This is a genomic window from Marixanthomonas ophiurae, from assembly GCF_003413745.1.
Lineage (GTDB): Bacteria > Bacteroidota > Bacteroidia > Flavobacteriales > Flavobacteriaceae > Marixanthomonas > Marixanthomonas ophiurae.
Genome location: NZ_QVID01000001.1, coordinates 427,272 through 445,383 on the forward strand (window position 1 = coordinate 427,272; position 18,112 = coordinate 445,383).

Annotated in this window: 12 protein-coding genes; 5 read left to right on the forward strand and 7 right to left on the reverse strand. The window is 36.0% G+C overall.

Going from position 1 to position 18,112, the window contains the following annotated elements; genetic code table 11:
* Positions 1-111: 111 nt before the first annotated feature.
* From DZ858_RS01875 to DZ858_RS01905, 7 genes are all read right to left on the reverse strand, one after another.
* On the reverse strand, positions 112-2,481 hold the full coding sequence (locus DZ858_RS01875) for a TonB-dependent receptor (protein ID WP_239990699.1): 2,370 nt from the start codon (positions 2,479-2,481) through the stop codon (positions 112-114).
* A gap of 101 nt (positions 2,482-2,582) precedes the next feature.
* A complete protein-coding gene (locus tag DZ858_RS01880) occupies positions 2,583-3,008 on the reverse strand; it encodes a hypothetical protein (RefSeq protein WP_147309561.1) in 426 nt (141 codons plus the stop codon).
* A gap of 206 nt (positions 3,009-3,214) precedes the next feature.
* Positions 3,215-6,433, reverse strand: a complete 3,219-nt coding sequence (locus tag DZ858_RS01885) for a CHAT domain-containing protein (protein WP_117157878.1) — start codon at positions 6,431-6,433, stop codon at positions 3,215-3,217.
* A 1-nt stretch (position 6,434) separates the two neighbouring features.
* Positions 6,435-7,187, reverse strand: coding sequence for a tetratricopeptide repeat protein (locus DZ858_RS01890; protein WP_117157879.1), 753 nt, complete (start codon positions 7,185-7,187; stop codon positions 6,435-6,437).
* Positions 7,184-7,759, reverse strand: a complete 576-nt coding sequence (locus DZ858_RS01895) for an RNA polymerase sigma factor (protein ID WP_117157880.1) — start codon at positions 7,757-7,759, stop codon at positions 7,184-7,186. Before DZ858_RS01895 ends, DZ858_RS01890 begins: the two co-directional genes overlap by 4 nt.
* A 38-nt stretch (positions 7,760-7,797) precedes the next feature.
* Positions 7,798-8,961: a hypothetical protein gene (locus DZ858_RS01900; RefSeq protein ID WP_147309562.1), complete on the reverse strand. Its 1,164-nt coding sequence runs from the start codon at positions 8,959-8,961 to the stop codon at positions 7,798-7,800.
* A gap of 259 nt (positions 8,962-9,220) precedes the next feature.
* Positions 9,221-11,131 (reverse strand): T9SS type A sorting domain-containing protein, encoded by a 1,911-nt coding sequence (locus DZ858_RS01905; protein ID WP_117157882.1) that lies wholly within the window; start codon positions 11,129-11,131, stop codon positions 9,221-9,223.
* A 101-nt stretch (positions 11,132-11,232) separates the two neighbouring features.
* Here DZ858_RS01905 and DZ858_RS01910 point away from each other — a divergent pair, with 101 nt between their 5' ends.
* The 5 genes from DZ858_RS01910 (at position 11,233) to DZ858_RS01930 (ending at position 17,913) form a co-directional block, all read left to right on the forward strand.
* Positions 11,233-12,309: a diphosphomevalonate/mevalonate 3,5-bisphosphate decarboxylase family protein gene (locus DZ858_RS01910; protein WP_117157883.1), complete on the forward strand. Its 1,077-nt coding sequence runs from the start codon at positions 11,233-11,235 to the stop codon at positions 12,307-12,309.
* Between the two features lie 125 nt (positions 12,310-12,434).
* Positions 12,435-13,373, forward strand: coding sequence for a mevalonate kinase family protein (locus DZ858_RS01915; protein WP_117157884.1), 939 nt, complete (start codon positions 12,435-12,437; stop codon positions 13,371-13,373).
* 130 nt (positions 13,374-13,503) lie between these two features.
* The gene (locus DZ858_RS01920) at positions 13,504-15,966 is read left to right on the forward strand and encodes a T9SS type A sorting domain-containing protein (RefSeq protein ID WP_117157885.1); all 2,463 of its coding nucleotides are present in this window, start codon (positions 13,504-13,506) and stop codon (positions 15,964-15,966) included.
* Positions 15,967-16,013: 47 nt separating this feature from the next.
* Entirely contained in the window at positions 16,014-16,928 is a 915-nt protein-coding gene (locus DZ858_RS01925) for a geranylgeranylglycerol-phosphate geranylgeranyltransferase (protein ID WP_117157886.1), read from the forward strand.
* A 124-nt stretch (positions 16,929-17,052) separates the two neighbouring features.
* The gene (locus DZ858_RS01930; protein ID WP_117157887.1) at positions 17,053-17,913 is read left to right on the forward strand and encodes a pseudouridine synthase; all 861 of its coding nucleotides are present in this window, start codon (positions 17,053-17,055) and stop codon (positions 17,911-17,913) included.
* Positions 17,914-18,112 lie beyond the last annotated feature (199 nt).

An 18,112-nucleotide genomic window follows, 5' to 3' on the forward strand; every position in this document is an offset into this window, starting at 1 on the left:
GAAAAGGGCTTTCATTTGACAAGGCTCTATTAAGAAACTATTCAACTAAAAAATGTTAGCCCTAAAAAACATACAAAGCACCTTTTCAATACCTTCCTTTATAGTTATTTCTTATAAATTATATTTCAAATTTATACCTCCAAAATAATTGGTAACTAAGGGTGCTGGGATGTAGGCATCATCCAACTGGTTTAAAAAGAGCATGTAATAATATTGTTCGCCTGTTATGTTGTTGGCTCCAAAAAATGCATCTAAGTCAAACTGACCAATGCTGGTTCTATAACCTATTTTTCCATTCAGTAAGTTGTAAGAATCGGCTACATTTAGTCCGTCTGATGTAAAAGGAACAGCATCACGGTATAAATAAGTAAGGTTTCCGTAGAACCCGAGATTAGTATTTACATCTACCCCCGCATTAATTACCCAAGGTGCAACTCCGGCAACATCATTCCCGCTGTAATCTTGTTGGATCAATTCGCCATCCCTGCTTACCGCTTCGTATTGAAAATTCTCATATTTAAAATCGGAATACGTCACATTTGCATACGGATGCACACTTCTGAAAAACCCTGTCGATGATTCGTAAGCGGTGTATTTTACCAATGCTTCAACTCCTTTGTTGTTGAGTTTTCCTCCATTGGCCAAATAAGAATAAAGCGTTGTACCATCACCAGCCGGAACTGCCACCGATGTAAATTTATTTTTAAAGGTTGCTTGGAACAAAGCCACTTGGTAATACAATTTGTTGTCAATTACATTTCCTTTAGAGCCAATTTCAAATTGATTGCCTTCTTCTGGCACCAACCCTGTGTTTAACCTACCTGTAGTGGAAAGAATAATATTTCCACTTACTGGTGCTTTATACCCATTTCTGTATGAAGCATACACAGAAATATTATCGTTGAACACCTTATTTATAGCGAAATGTGGCGAAACCAGATCGTCGTAATTTGCTGAAACTACTCTAGGCGAATTGCTATCTGGGTTGTACATACGATCTTCAATGTCTATGAATAAGGAGCTTTTTCCCACTCCAGCCGTTAATGAAAAATCATACGGCATATTCAGTACCCATTCGGTAAATAGCAAATGTGACTTTGATGTAGCAAATTTATTGCTTTTAGTACCTCCAATAATGTTATATCCATCAGGATCGCTTGGGTTTTCTACCATACTGTAGCCAATATCTTGCGTGCGTTGCTCCTGAAATTCAAGACCAGCTTGACCAGAAAGAGTAAAATCGTCACCAAGGTCAAAGTTTAGGTCAAAAACAGAACGAGTTCCGTAGTTTAGTGGAGCACTGTCATTCCATCCACCTGCAGAGCTATTGTTAGCACTTCTTCCAGTACCAAAAACGGTTGTGGTATTGCTCAACCAGTTATTAAAAGCATAGGTATGGCTCAATCCTGCGCGAAAGCTTATTACTTCAGAATGAGCATTATTTTTTATATAACGAGAATTCCCACTGTAATCTTCGTTCTCATACTGTTCTATGGTAAGCTCTCCACCACGCTCGTCATAACTATTACTGAATCCAAAATATGTACTAATGTATTGCTTTTCACTAGGGCGAAAGTCGAACACCAAATTCATATAATCCTTAGTGGAATTGTTATGGTCCATAAACCCATCGGATATCTGATGTCCGTAATTCAGCAATAAAGAGGTTTTTTCACGCCCCATTTGAAATTGGGTGGTAAAACGTGCCAAGCCGTAATTGCCTACTGTTACTTTTTGTGATAAAGAGGTCTCCCCATTTTTAGGGCGAATGGTTTTTAAATTTACTGCTCCTGCAATAGCAAAACCATATTTACTGGCTGCCGGACCTTTTATAACGTCCACGCTACCAATAGACGCAAAGTCAATATCGTCTAAAAGCGTTACTCCTTCCGCATCGGTAATTGGAATATTGTTTAAATATGCTTTGTAACCTTGGCCATCAAAATTATTGCTAATTCCTTTAAAGCCGACCCCATTTCCATATCCTCGGATATTGAATTGTTGTCCTGAAGAAACTGCTCTACGAGTCATAGTAACGCCAGGAACATTGGCATTGATAGCGTCGTCCAAAAACAGCCCCGTACCTCTATTTAGCTCCATAGGATTCAGTTTTACCTCTGAAACAGGTTTTTCTAGTGATTCTTGCCTATAACTTTTAGCTGAAAGCTGCACCTCATCCAAACTACTAGTAGAAGGCACCATCAATATTTGAAGTGTTTCGCTGCAAGTGCTCACATTCGCGGTATAGGGTTTATAACCAATAAAAGTTATTGTTAATTTCATTTCTCCATTATTGCACGGCAATGAAAATGCGCCGTTGTCATCTGTGGTAGTTATTTGAGATTCATTTTTTTTAATGGTGGCACCTGTAAGAGGGTTATTATTGGTGGCGTCCAGAACTTTCCCATTCAGTTGGGATTGTGCAAATACAGATGCACACACAAGTATCCCACAAAGGGACAAAAGTATTTTTTTCATCATTTTGAAAGTTTAATAAGTTGTATAAATACGAATGGGCAGGCATAATAATTATGCTGCCTTATTTGAAATGAAAGCAAGAGGTGCTTTCTTTAAAAAAGTCATTAAACTGTTTTGGGAGGAGGGCTTGAAATATCAAGCTTGGGTGGATTGTAATAATTTACATAGTGAAAAATAACCTCTGGGTTACGTTCAAAAATTACTATTCCTTGTTTTTGTTGTTGAGGAGGTATTTTATTAAAAACCTTAAAGAACGTTTTTACAGGGTTCTTTCTATTGTTTTTGGTCTTTTTATTCTTTTTTAAAATATCTTGAAGTTCAGCCAGCAAGTTGGTTTCTTGCGTATCGGTAAGGCAATGGTAGATTGTAGTTTCTTTATCTACAGTTTCCATTTTTACCACATCGTACATGATTCCTTTGTAACGGAATTCTTCTCCATCTTCCCAAATAAGTTGGTTTTCGTTTTCTGAAGTGATTCTAATTTGGGTTAAATCTGCATCTGCAACACCCGCTTTTATCTGCTGGATCATCTCCTTTTTTGCCTGATGTTGTTGAAATTTTAGAATAATATAACAACCCCCAAAATTGAAGAGAAATGTTATAAGCAAAAATGTGGCAACAGTACTTTTCAAAACACTGGAAACAAACAAGATTTTCACGAAAGTAAAAAAAAATATAAAGTAATAGGATTTTCTGTGCTTATTTAACTAAACTAGCACAGAAAACTCTACCATATTTAAGTGTTTTTTCGCTTTAAGAAATAGAAAAACAAACTACCCATTAATAAGGCGGCAATAAGATACACGTACCAAGGCAATCCACTTTGTTGAAGTTCAATAGTTGCCGAATTGCCCATCAATGCCAGCCCACCCCAATAAAGTGGTGCCAAAGTGCGTCCTTCAGCTTTTGAAAGATAGGTTAATTTTGCTTCTTTTAAGGCTTGATCTTTAGGTAAACCGTTTTGTAAGTTATCGTAAAACGTCGCAATAATTTCGGCACTTGATTGTTCATCAATTTTCCAAAGACTGGTCAAAATACTTTCGCTCCCGGCATAGGCAAAGGCGTGCGCCAAGGAAATCATCCCTTCCCCGGCTTGATACGAAGGTTTTCCCGTTTCGCAAGCGGTTAGAATAGCAAGATCTGAAGACAAATCGCAATTGTAAATTTGGTAGGTATATAGAAAATTTTCACCCTTTTTATGTTCTGAAACGTTTTTAGCAAAAATCAATCGGGACAGTTCTGGACTTATATTATTAGATTCTGCGTGGGTGCCAATATGAATAATTTTATGGTTTTTAGCATGATTTATAAATGCATCTTTAGAAGCATTTTCGTTAACATAAGTGATACCGTTGAGCTTTTTCGAATAGGTATCGACCAAATTAATACTAAATGGCTGTGGCAACAGAGTTAGATATTCTTGGTCTAACAAAAGCGAGTCTTTTAAAGTACTTTTATACGTGGTTTTCATTTCTGAAGAAAACTCTGGTGCGAAGGCAATGAAATTTTCAGAGAAATTAGACTCAGAATGTTGATTTTTCAGAACTAGAAAGCTGAAATTATACGAAATGGTATGCTTTGCCAACAAACTTTTTGTTGCTAATTCTTTAAAAGAAGTGATTCGTTTTGGGGTCAGGGTTTCAAAACTTACATTGTACAACTCGCCATCTGGGATTATGATCACTTTTTCTGTGCCGATTTCTTTTTCAAAAGGCTGCCAAAGTGCATCGTACATTTTTTTTAATTTTGGGCCAACTTCAGTAATGTTGAAAGAGTTTTCATTTATTTGGGCAATATCTTTTTGAACGTTTTTAAAAGATAATCTATATAAGCTTTTTTCAGTATTTGTTAGCACCAAAGCGTACAATGATTCTTCGATGAAAACATATCGAACCACTGTTGTATTGTCAGGGATAAACTGTTTCATATTTTTTAACGAAGGTTCTATTTTAGCATAGCGCATTCGGTAATACTTGGGATAGTTTGCTTTTAGTGAATCTTTAAATGCATCCCATTGGTCTGAAAGTTCAAAATAATTGTTCAATCCTTCTTTTAAGAGTCCTATCGAAAGTCCTTCTTTCAACTTTTTTTCCCGCATTAAAATGGGTGTAGGGACGTTGGGAACATTTATTTCACTTCGAAGGTTTAATCGAGAACGTATTCTATTATACAATGATGTTTCGTGCAATGAAAGTACATTTGCTAAATAGGTTTCATTTTGGGTTCTTTCATACAAATCCACATTTAATTGCTTCGCAAAATCATACAGTTGATTATTTTCTTCTATGAGAGCTTTTACATTTTCGGCATCAGCAACAAACTGTTTTCTTCGGTTTAGAGTCGAAATGGCTTCTTGCAAATTGATTAGAAGTTCTTTTAAAAAAGTAGTGTCTTTTTCTTTTTTCAACAGATATTGAGAGCGGGTTTGTATCAAAATTGCTACAGGTTTACTGAACTCCACTTGAATGGAATCCAGTGCATACTCCCGTTGAAAAGCCTTGTCTTCAAAAGTTTTTAAAGCATTTGTACTGTATTCCAACGCCTTTTCCGTTTCGCCTATTTCAAAATAAATTCCCGCTAAATTCACAGTTTGCAAAAAAGCTGGAAGTGTATTTTTTCCTTGATGCTTTGTAACATACTTGTATGCCTTTTCCGCTAACTGCAAAGCCTTTGCCTTTTGGTTAGTTTCGGCATAAAATTGAGAAGCATCCTCAAAAAAAGTAAGAATAATCGGGTCGTAATAATTTTGTGAAGATAGGCTAAAATCAGCTGCCGCTTTTTCATAAAAATGTTCCGCCCTTTCCACTTGCTTATCTTCTGCATACAACTTTGCCAATCCATAATGTGCACTTGCACTCCAGTCATAAAAGTTGCCAGGCAGTTTTTTTATGGCGGTAATTCCTTCCGTGAAATGATTTTCCGCTTCCTGAAAGTTCAAAAGATTTAATTGGGCATTTCCCAACAAGATTTTCGATTTAAACAATTCAGGATTTCCCGTCTCAAAGTTTTGCAATTTTCCGCTATACGAGTACGTCAATAAATCTAATGCTTTCTTATAATCGCCTAATTTTTCATAAATACCAGCCAAGTTGTCTATATACTGAAAGTGTGCTCGTCGGGCATCCGTTTTTTTATACGTTTCGGCATCGGACTCCAGGAATTCTTTATTATACTCGATGCATTTTTTCATCGCCTCAAGGCTTTGTGTTGTTTGGCCTTGAAAACTATAAAGGCCGGCAATATTGTTAAGTAACAAAGCAGGCCGATAATAGGAGTTTATAGGCGAATCCTCTAATTGAGCCACATTGTCTACAGCCTTTTGGTAAAAATAAATAGAGCTGTCTATTTTTGAAGCATAATACATAGACGTGCCCATACCAGAGTAACTGAAATAATAATCTAAAAAGTTGGTTTCAGGATCGCTTTTGTAATGCTTCAACGCTTTTTTGTAATTATCAATAGCCTGGCTTACGTTTCCTTCTCGTAACTGTCCTGTTCCTAAATTGTAATACCCCTTCCCTATTTTTTTTCCGGGCTTCCCGGGAATTTTCAAGGCATATTCCAATGCAGTTTTATGGTTTTTGGTTTCTTCTTTATGAAGACCGATGGATTGATAAAAAGAACCTATTTCGGCATATAAATCCTGAAAGTAAATTGGGTTGGAAGTGTGTTTTTTAAAATCAGTCACAAAGGCGTTCATTTCTTTAATCGCCTGTCGCTGATTGGAATTTTCCAACGTTATTTTACCTACATAATAGGGATAACCCGAGAGAGAATCGTATCTTTTATTGGTTGTAAGTTTGTCAATTTGAGCCTGAAGTTCGGTTTGTGCCGTTTTGTGTTTTTTTTCTGAAAGTAAACTATCCAGAAGGGGCGTCCCAGTTTTTTGTTGCGCCATACCAAATTGTGATATAAAAATCACGAAAACAGTGAATGGTACAACAAAAAGTTTCATTTTAATTGTTTAGTTTTTTTAATATTGTTTGGCTTTCGTCGCTGTTGCTTTTTTTAAAACTTGTTTTGGCTTTTTCTAATTCGCCATTTTTTAAAAACGCCAACCCTAAATAATAATAGCTTTCCTGAAGGAACATACTCGATTTGGTTTTTGACACTTCGCCAAGGTAATCGATGGCTTCACCTTCATTTTTTTCAGCAAGGTAGGCCACGCCCAGAAAATAATTAAGTGTATCGTTCTCCGATTTTTCACTTAACAAAGGCGTCCATTTTTCGATGGCAGCTTTGTAGTTTTCCTGTTTATAATCCACCATTCCGTCAAAAAAAATATAGTTATTTGTCGTGCTCATAGTAGTGGGCAAACCAGGATCGGGTGTAAAATGTTCAGCAAATAACCTTTGGTTGGAATCAGCTGAATTAAAAAACCATAAAATACCAAATACCACCACTAAAACAGCGGCAATGGCGTATAACGGTATTTTAGATCGTTTTGGTTTTTGTATCAGTTTACTCTTATTGACTACTTTTGAATGTGTTTGTAGAAGCTCCTTATGAAAATCGTCCAGTTTATTTTTTAAAGCCGAAGCTTCTATCCCATCAATGAGCGCACGTACTTCATTTACTTTTTGCTGTAAAAAAGGGTCGCTTGAAAGTGTATCGACAAACGCTTTCTGCTCCTCAGCACTCATTTCATTCGTAAGATACCGTTCTATGGTTTCGAATTCTTTTTCTGTTATGCTCTGTTTCTCATTCATGATTTTGTTGGGGATAAGGTCAATGCTCTTAATTTATTGATACATCGGTATTTTTTGTTCCGTGCCGAAGCTTCTTCAATGTTAAATTCCGAAGCAATTTTTCGCATAGATTTTTTGTTGTAATAAAAGTCGGTCAACAGTTTTTTGCATTCAGCACCTAACTTTTCAAAGGCGTTCATGGTTTGTTTATGTTTTATTTCAGTTTCCGTATTAATAGTTTCTGAAATATCTATTTCTAAATTGTTTTCCAAAGGTTCAAGAGATGTTGTCTTTTTAAATCGTGACGATCGTAAATAGTCTAACCATTTATATTTCGCTATTTGATACAGATATCCTTGTACGGCTGTTTCATTTTTCGGAACAAATTTTCCGTCTTTAATATTTCGCCAAACCGCAATAAATGCTTCCTGGTATATATCTTTTGCTTGGGGCATGGTACCGTTGTTTTTCAAAACATACTGTTCAGTCTTATAAAAGTTTTCGGTATATAGCTTATGCAAAGCCCGTTCATTATTGCCTTTTATTGCAGTTATAAGCTGAAATTGTTTTTCTATGTACTTGATTTCCCCCATCTTGTAGATAAAGGAAAGTTACACATTTTTTTAATCTTTTAGTTTTCTTTTTCAAATTTCACCCATTCACTTCCATTGATTTTATTGTCTATTCGAGGATCGTACAACGAATTGTTCGTTCCAATATACTCGCCGTTATTATTTACCCAATAATATTTGCTTCCGGCTTGCACATTAAAATGTTCATTGGTTTGGTGATTGGCTATTATGGTGCGTTCACCAATGGTATTGATGGTTTTACTGTGTCCCGCACTGTTTATATCACTTCGTTTTAAATAACCTGCATGACTGATATCGGAAATCTCACTATATGTTTTAGCAATAGAATTTGATGTATTACCCCGAGCTTGAATAGCTGCCATGCGTTGCCGATGGGCTTGGGCACTTTCGGCTGTTTTCGTGGCCCAAAAAACTTCGTTTTGTTGTATTTGTCCCATTAATTTTCCGTTCATCATTTGTTGCCATTGTGGGTTTATTTCTATACTGCCCACACCCTGAAGGTATGATTTAACTGCTTTTCCAAAAAAAGCTTGTGGCGCTTCCAGCTCGGTTGTTTGCAATGACCAATGGACAATTTGATTTTTGGTCGTAATGGCCTGTACAATTGCGATAAATGAATAGTTGCCATTGCTGTCCTTCCATTCCGTTCCCAAAACACGATGTTGCCGTTGCGAACCTGTTTGTGGCATTCCGGCAGAAAAACGTTGCCAAAAGGCTTCTACTTTTGGTAAAGGATATGATTTTATATACCTATATCCTTCTGCTTGGGCAGCTGGTTGAATAAATTGTTGTACCACTTGTTCTAAGGGATATACCGGCGCAATTTGTTTTCCGGACATTTGCAACGTCTGCTGTGTAAAAGGATCATTGGAATAAACGAATTCTACCATTTCAGCTTTATTTACTTTTAAATTATTGGGCCCTGTTATAAAATATCGTGCATTGGGTTCTTGGTGAATTAACCAATCTATAGGTAACAACATTTTATATTGTACCATTCCTGATTTTGGATCTTTTACATATTGAAATTTAATGTTCTTTTCTTGTTGTGTTCTTGCACCTCTTTTTCTACTCAGGGTGGTTTTATTTGTTATTTCTTGTTTATCATATGCAACCCCGGTAGCGGGTTCTTTGGTTTTTGAAGTCCCCATCACACAAGATGAAAGGAATAAAGCTGTGGAAACCAGTAGTAGCGTTTTCATGTCAGGTTTTTTTAAGTTTCTTTTCTATTATTTCATCGGAAATTTTTTAAAATGTCATCAGATAAACTTTCACCCTTTTTTGTTAAACAAAAAAAACGCCCCCACTACAAAGGGCGTTTTGCAAACCACTCCAGTCCTCCTCAAAACGGGAAATAGCTTTTTATTATTTATGAAACATCGGTTTGTTTACACTATGTCATCATTATTCCAAAAATGAAACATATTTATATGCATAAAGGTTGATTTATCATCTTAAAAATTAATGCTTTACAATCCTTAACGTGCTTGATCCTTTTTTAGCGATACTTACTTTTATAAAATAGATTCCTGCGGAAGTGTTTATTTCCTTTTGAATGAATTTTGCCGAGGCATATCTTTCATCAGCAATTAGTTGCCCAAGAATATTGTAAATCTGTACAGTAACACCTGAGTATTCCCTTCCCAAATCAATGGTAAAATTACCGTCAGTTGGATTTGGATAAAGCGTAAGGTTGCTCAACGTATTTTCTTCGGCTCCCAAAATGATGTTGTTTACTTTTAGGATAATATTGTCTGGATTACAGATTACATCAAACGTGTGCTGCATAAAATTATAAGATGCAGTTACTGTAGCAGGCAGATTACAACTAGTAATATTGTTTGCGGTTAGGATTACGAATTCGTCATTCACATTTGCTACATACCCCATATTTATATTAATGTCGCCATTTAAAATTGCATCGCCTTGAATTTCAAAAACGTCATATTCGGTTCCAGAATTTGGTCCGTTTATTTCAGGAGCTATGATTGCATCTGAAGTGCTGGTATAATCACCAAAATGAGTTAAGATTCCTGGGTGACCTCCTGGTGAAAGCCTACCTTCGAATGCAATTCCATTAATAAGTTGTACCGTTCCATTTCCCATTAGGATACCATCGCCTACAAAGGTTTTTTCAAATTTTAGGGTGCCTGTTTCTACGTTTATTATTCCAGGTGCTCTATTGTCAACATTAATTGAAATATCAAAAATTCCTGATCCTTGCACTCTATTAATAAGACCTGTGTTTACTATAGTACCTGCCTGATTGTTGCTATCAACGATGGACCCATTTGAATTTAGATTAAGCACTCCTGTTGGTAAATTGTTAAGGATAGGGTTTCCATCGCCTATATGAAATACACTATTTTCTTCAACATTAATAATTCCTTCATTGTTCAGAGTCATTTGATCTTTGATTGTTGTGCCCTGACCGCCATCTACTATGTGGAGTACTCCAAGATTGGTTAGGGTACCATCACCTTTAAGTTTTCCTTGTATCCAATTAACATCACCAGGTCCATCAAAATCGAAGATAGCTTCCGTTCCAGCTTCTATATTCAAATTCCAATTCCAGTTAATAGGGCCGTCTAACTGACCACTAAGGGTGCCTTCACAGGTTATTCCTGGTTCAGGGACCGAATGCCATTCGAGTATGCCGTTAGATGATATGTTGTAGGTTCCGTTAGTCAATACTGTGTTTTCATCAGTAATTTGCAGGGTTCCACTTTCTACTAAAATTGTTCCATTGTTATTTAGTAGCGGGGTATTTATTTCAAATACACCTGTGCCCTGAGCTCTTTTTATAAGCCCTGTGTTAACTATAGTTCCATTTTGGTTATTCCCCCCAACAATTTGGGTATTTGAATTTAGATTGAGAACTCCAGTAGGTAAATTATTAAGTGTAGGATTGCCATAACCTATTTTGAATAAGCCAGTGTCATTAAAGTTGATAGTTCCTTCATTATTCAGGGTTACTTGTTCTCTGAGTGCCTGGGATAAAGCAGCACCTGGAACTAAATTTATTGTTCCAAGATTGGTGATGGTACCAGTCCCTCTAAACTCTCCAGTAGTCCAGGAAATTACTGCATTGGCCGAAATAGAAGAGGCTTCAGAAGTAGTAATAGAATTATTCGTTATCGTTGCCATAGCGTTCCCTTGAAGGGTAAAAGAACGAATAGTTGCCACTGTATTAAAAATCATATTACTTCCTGTGGGAATAATAACGTCATTACTTCCACCTGGAACACCTGTCGGACTCCAATAAGCCTCAACATCAAAGTCACCACCTGAAGGTCCAACCCATGTTTTCGTTTGTGCTGAGATGCTGAAACAAGAAATGCTCAAAACGTAAATTAATAGCAATTTTTTCATGATTTTTGGTTTTTATGATTAGTATGTATACATCGAAACAATTCAACTATGTCATCATATTAACCAAAAAGAACTTTATTTTTGTAACATAATTCTAATCTATGGTCAAACAATCCTTTATCCCTACTGCCTATTCAAATTTTTTAACTGAAGGAAGCATTTCTTGGCAAAGTCCTAGCAACATCGCTTTGGTGAAATACTGGGGAAAGTACGGCGAGCAGTTACCGAAAAATGCTTCCATAAGTTTTACGTTGAGCAATTGTCACACAAAAACGACACTTTCTTATAAAAAAATAAAACCTTCAGAAGGATTTCATTTTGAAGTGTATTTAGACGGAAAAAGAGAAAAAGATTTTGAACCTAAGATTCAAAAATTCTTCGAACGGATTGAAAAATACGTTCCTTTTCTGAAGGAGTATGAATTTAAAATTGAAACCAGTAATAGTTTTCCGCATAGTAGCGGGATTGCCTCTTCAGCCAGTGGGATGAGTGCCTTGGCATTGTGTTTGACACAACTTGAAAGGTCCCTGAGCGGAGCCGAAGGGACAGAAACCGAAGAGAAGGCTTCATTTTTAGCACGACTAGGTTCCGGAAGCGCATGTAGAAGCATAGAAGGCCCATTGATTGTTTGGGGCGAACACCCAGACATTTACGGAAGTAGTAACTTATTCGGAACAAAATATCCCTTTGAAGTTCACGATACTTTCAAAAATTATCAGGATACTATTTTGTTAGTCGATAAAGGTGAAAAGCAAGTGAGCAGCACGGTTGGGCATAATTTAATGCACGACCATCCGTTTGCCAAACAACGCTTTCAACAAGCCAATAACAATCTCTCAAAACTAATCCCAGTTTTAAGAGAAGGTGATATTTCAGAATTTATTAAAATCGTAGAAAGCGAAGCTTTGTCATTGCATGCGATGATGATGACGTCTATGCCTTATTTTATATTAATGAAACCAAATACCTTGGAAATTATTAACCGCATTTGGAATTTCAGAAAAGAAACAGGAAGCAACGTTTGTTTTACGTTAGATGCGGGTGCCAATGTTCACGTTTTATACCCCGAAGCTGAAAAAGAAAACGTTTCTACCTTTATTGAAACTGATTTGAAGCCTTTTTGTAAAAACGGGGAATATATTCATGATCACACCGGTGATGGAGCAGCTGCTCTCTAAAAACCACTGTAATTGTTTGATAAAGCATATTTTATAAAAAATTTCAGAAAAATACGAGTTCCATTCATATCTTTGCAGTACTGAAGGAAAATCAGTACATTTAAAAAACCATTAACCATTACTTTATGCGCGGCCCTTTATTCTATTCAAAAATCCTATTGTTTGGTGAATATGGAATTATAAAAGATTCCAAAGGTTTATCGATTCCTTATAATTTTTATAACGGAGCGTTGAAAATCGACGAACATAAAACCATCAATACCAAAAAGAGTAATGATAGTTTATTACGTTTTGCAAAGTACTTAGCGACACTTCAAAAGGAAAATCCAGAGTTAGTAACTTTCGATATTGAAGCCTTAAAAGCTGATGTTGAAAAAGGATTGTATTTTGACAGCAGTATTCCTCAAGGATATGGTGTGGGCAGTAGTGGCGCACTGGTTGCGGCTATTTACGATAAATACGCTAACAATAAAATTACGGTTCTTGAAAATTTAACTCGTGAAAAACTGCTACAACTTAAAGCTATTTTCGCTGAAATGGAGTCTTTTTTCCACGGAAAATCCTCTGGGCTAGACCCGTTGAACAGTTATTTAAGCTTACCTATTTTAATCAATAGTAAAGACAATATCGAACCGGCCGGAATCCCTTCGCAAACTGAAGATGGTAAAGGAGCGGTTTTCTTATTGGATAGTGGTAGTACTGGAGAAACGGCGCCGATGGTTCATATTTTTATGGAAAATATGAAGCAAGAAGGGTTTAGAAGCATGGTAAAAGACCAGTTTGTAAAACATACCGATGCTTGTGTTCATGACTTTTTAAAAGGTGATGTGAAATCGCTCTTCGGAAATGTAAAACAACTTTCAAAAGTAGTGCTGGACAACTTTAAGCCAATGATCCCAAAACAATTTCACACCTTGTGGAAAAAAGGAATTGACACCAACGCTTACTACTTAAAGTTATGTGGTTCTGGCGGCGGCGGTTATATGCTAGGTTTTACCGAAGATATTGACAAAGCACGCGAAGCTTTAAAGGATTATAGGCTAGAAGTGGTGTATAATTTTTAAAAATATTCAGTACTTTTTTCAACTTTGGTTTAAGTAAAATACTTTTTACTAAGGTTTCCTATAACTGCAATCTACAGGAAATCATTTTATTTCTTTAGATTTGACCTCAATACCCTAAAATTTACTTTTAATGAAAACACATTTACTTACCATATTTGTTTGTTTGTTAGCCTTTTGTAATTACGCTCAAGTTGATTTTGAAGAAAAAACAGTTATCGATAATCAAAATGCAACCAACAATGCAAGGTCTGTGTTTGCAGCTGACATTGATGGTGATGGGGACATGGATATACTTTCCGCTTCTTCAGACGACGATAAAATAGCATGGTATGAAAACACTAATGGACAAGGGGCTTATGGAAATCAGCAATTAATAAGTACAGAAGCAAATGGCGCTCAGTCAGTTTTTGCAATTGATATTGATGGTGATTCAGATATGGATGTACTCTCTGCTTCAAGTTTTGATAATAAAATTGCTTGGTACGAAAATTTAGATGGCCAAGGAACTTTCAGTTCGCAACAAATAATAACCACAAATGCTTTTAATGCTCAATCTGTCTTCGCAGCTGATATTGACGGTGATGGAAATATGGATGTACTTTCTGCTTCAGGGCCTTATGGAGAAGGCAAAATTGCTTGGCACCAAAATATAGATGGACTTGGCAATTTTGGAACTCAGCAAATAATAACCACCGAAATAAATCTTGCTCAATCTGTTTTTGCGGCAGATATTGATGGAGATGGGGATATAGATGTATTGGCCAATTCACTGGTAAACCAGAATTTAGCTTGGTATGAAAACACTAATGGTCAAGGGGATTTTGTAGCGCAACAAATTGTATCTTCTACTAGCACTAGTTCAATATCTGCTGCCGATATAGATAATGATGGAAATATAGATGTGGTTTCTGCTGGTGGTGATCAAGTAGCTTGGTTTAAAAACCTAGATGGCGAAGGAAGTTTTGGGCCGCAACAGGTTATTCTTACAACATCCTCGTCTGCCTATGATGCAATTACTTCAGATATCGATGGTGATGGAGACTTAGATGTAGTTTCAGGATTTTTTTCTGATGATACAACTCCAGCAATTGTATGGAATGAAAATTTAGATGGAGCAGGAAATTTTGGAACAATGCAAGAAATTAATAATACCGCTCAATATGCAATTTCACTTTATCTAAATGATATTAATAATGATGGAAATATAGATGTGCTTTTTGCCTCTCAAGATAGAATTGGTTATAATAAAAATGTAGATGGCAACGGAACATTTGAAACACAACAAAATATTACTTACAATGTAGAAGCCCCAACCTCTGTTTATGCCGCGGATATTAATGGGGATGGAAATATGGACATACTTTCAGCATCAGAAATTGATGGAGAGATAGCTTGGTATGAAAATCTAGAAGGCTACGGTAATTTTAGCTTACAAAAATCAATATCTCAAAAAATGTTTGGCACCAGAACTGTAGTGGCTAGCGATATTGATGGTGATAACGATATGGATGTACTGGCTACAGTCAATACTAAAATAGAATGGTATGAAAATTTAGATGGAAATGGAAATTTTAGTTTGCATAAAAATATTATTACCGATCAATATGCTTCTTTTGTAGATGCTTCGATTGCAGATATAGACAGAGATGGAGACAAAGATGTTGTATCTGCATCTTTTTTTAGCGGAAAATTATCATGGTTTGAAAACATGGACGGTCAGGGTAATTTTGGTCCTGAATACATTATCGCTGACGATTCTGGATTTGCACCTATTTCCATTGATATAGTAGATTTGAATAATGATGGAGCATTGGATATTGTTTCAGCTGCATTAAATGATGGAGAAGTAAATTGGCATGAAAATTTAAATGGTGAAGGTGACTTTGGACCACCACAACTTATTACTTCTAGTTATAACAATAATGTAGATTTTGTTCAAGGATCTGACTTAGACGGAGATAACGACGTGGATATTATTATCACCAATAGATCAGATGGTAAAATTGTCTGGTTTGAAAATACAAATTCACAAGGAAGTTTTAGTCAAGAAAAAATTATAACTACTGAAGTTGACACACCCCTAGCAACGTATAGTGTTGATTTAGACAATGATGGCGATTTAGATGTGATTTCTGCATCTGCAGATGATAATAAAGTCGCTTGGTATGAGAATATGGATGGACTAGGTAACTTTAGTTCTCAAAATATTATTTCAAATAATGCAGATGGTGCAAATTCTATTTATGCTGCTGACATAGACTCCGATGGTGATGTTGACGTTATTTCATCACTGGCGTTAGACAATCAAATAAATTGGTATAAAAACTCTTTAATACTTAAACTCAACGAAACCCCAACCCTAGATTTTTCAATCCACCCAAACCCTTCTTCAGATTATTTAAATATTACCCTTCAAAAAGAAATAACACAAATAGCCGTTTATAACAACGTAGGACAACTAGTAATGGAGCCTGTTGATTTTACAAATGACAATCCTACAATAAACACAGCAACATTAGCAACAGGAATTTATTTTATCAAAATTAAGACGGAAGATGGCAAAGTTGGTATTCGTAAATTTATAAAAATATAAACCATTTTAGTTTGTACTTTTAAGGCCAGGTATTAAACACCAAAAAAATGCTAAACAGAAAACAAAAACATTTTCTACTAAAGGTTTTCAGTCTGTTTTCGGTGGTTCGTGGTTATAATATTCTTATAATCATTATTGCGCAATACTTAACTTCTATATACATTTTAGCACCAGACTTGCCTGTAAAAAGGGTTTTATTTGATGTTAATTTGTTGATGTTAGTTTTAGCTTCGGCAGCAGCCATTGCATCGGGTTACATAATCAACAGTTTTTACGATAGCGAAAAAGATTTAATCAATCGCCCACGAAAAACGATGCTCGATCGGTTGGTAAGTCAGCGTACAAAACTTTCGGTATATTTTATTCTGAATTTCCTTTCCGTGATTTTTGCCAGCTATGTTTCATTCAGGGCTGTGCTCTTTTTTTCAGTGTATATTTTTGTGCTTTGGCTGTATTCGCATAAACTTAAAAAGTATCCTTTTATTGGAAATATAACAGCGGCAATTTTAGCGGTAATTCCCTTCTTTGCGGTATTTATCTATTACAGTAATTTCGACTTGGTGATTTTTGTCCACGCTACCTTCTTATTTCTTCTTATTTCTATGCGAGAACTAGTGAAAGACCTTGAAAACATTAAAGGTGACTTGGCGCAGGATTATCACACCATTCCTGTTGTGTATGGTGAAAAAGTTTCAAAACGGATGTTAACCCTCATGTGTTTCGTTGCATTTATACCAGCTTTGTTGCTCATTTTTAAGTTCCCAATTGGGTATATGAACTACTTTTTCTTCGGAAGTATTTTGGCGCTATTCATTTTCCTATTCGTCCTATGGAAATCAAAACACAAATTACACTATATGGTGTTACATAACATCCTGAAATTCATCATTGTTTTGGGTGTCTTTAGCATTGTTTTAATCGATGTAGATTTGTTATTGAATCGGTTTCTTCTGAAAATATAAATAGTGGATTTTTAACTATTGCTATTTGAAAACCAATGGCTTTGCCTACCTTTGCAAAAAATTTGAGAACGTTGCCTTTTATATAAGGCATTAAAAAGATTCCGAATTAAGTTCGGAAAAGAATATGAGCAGAAAAGACAATAGCGGAAAAGGAAAACCTTCTGGGCGTGGTGCCGGAAACACCCGAAAAGGAAGCAATGCACGAGGAAATGCTCCTTTAAGTAGAAAAAAACCTACCACGAAAAAACAAGACAAGAGTGGAAATACCAACCACCAAGAAAACCCGAATGGAATTCGGTTAAATAAATACATTGCTAACAGCGGTATTTGCTCTCGTAGAGAAGCGGACACTTACATTAAAACGGGTTTGGTATCGGTAAATGGAAACATTATAAACGAAATGGGCTATAAAGTTCAGTTAGCCGACGATGTTCGTTTCGATGGTCGTCGTATTAATCCAGAGCCAGACACCTATGTTTTATTGAACAAACCAAAGTCTGTTGCCACAACTACCAGTGAAAGCAAAGGATTAACCGTAATGGATTTAATCTCGAATGCAACTACTGCCGATGTAAAACCGATAGGCCGTTTGGGTAGAAATGCAACCGGATTATTGTTGTTCACCAACGATGATAAGCTAGTTAAAAAGTTGCATAGCAAAGGGATGCCTCGTCTGTTTCATATTGAATTAGACAAAAACCTTAAAGCTTCCGATCTTCAGAAAATAGAAGAAGGTTTAAAAATTAACGGTAAAACAGTTGAAGTAGAAGAAATTAGCTACGTAGACAATTCGCCTAAAAAAGAAATTGGTCTGAAAATCAAAAATATGGGAAACAGTATTATCCGTGATATTTTTGATCATTTAGACTACGATGTGGTGAAAGTAGACTGTGTAACCATTGCACATCTTACTAAAAAAGACTTACCAAGAGGCCGTTGGAAAATATTGACCAAAAGAGAAGTAGAGCTTTTTAGCATGATGTAATACTTTACTGATATTCAAACTAGAACACCTCTTTTTACAGGGGTGTTTTTTTATGCTAAATTTTTACTGAAATGATTTTCTATATCAAAAAATAAAGTACATTTGCTGCGCATTTAGCTGAACAAATTGAACCGTGTTTCTGTGTTCGGGTTTTTGAAGATTAGGAAGTCATATTCAAAAACAGGTTGCCAGGCAACCA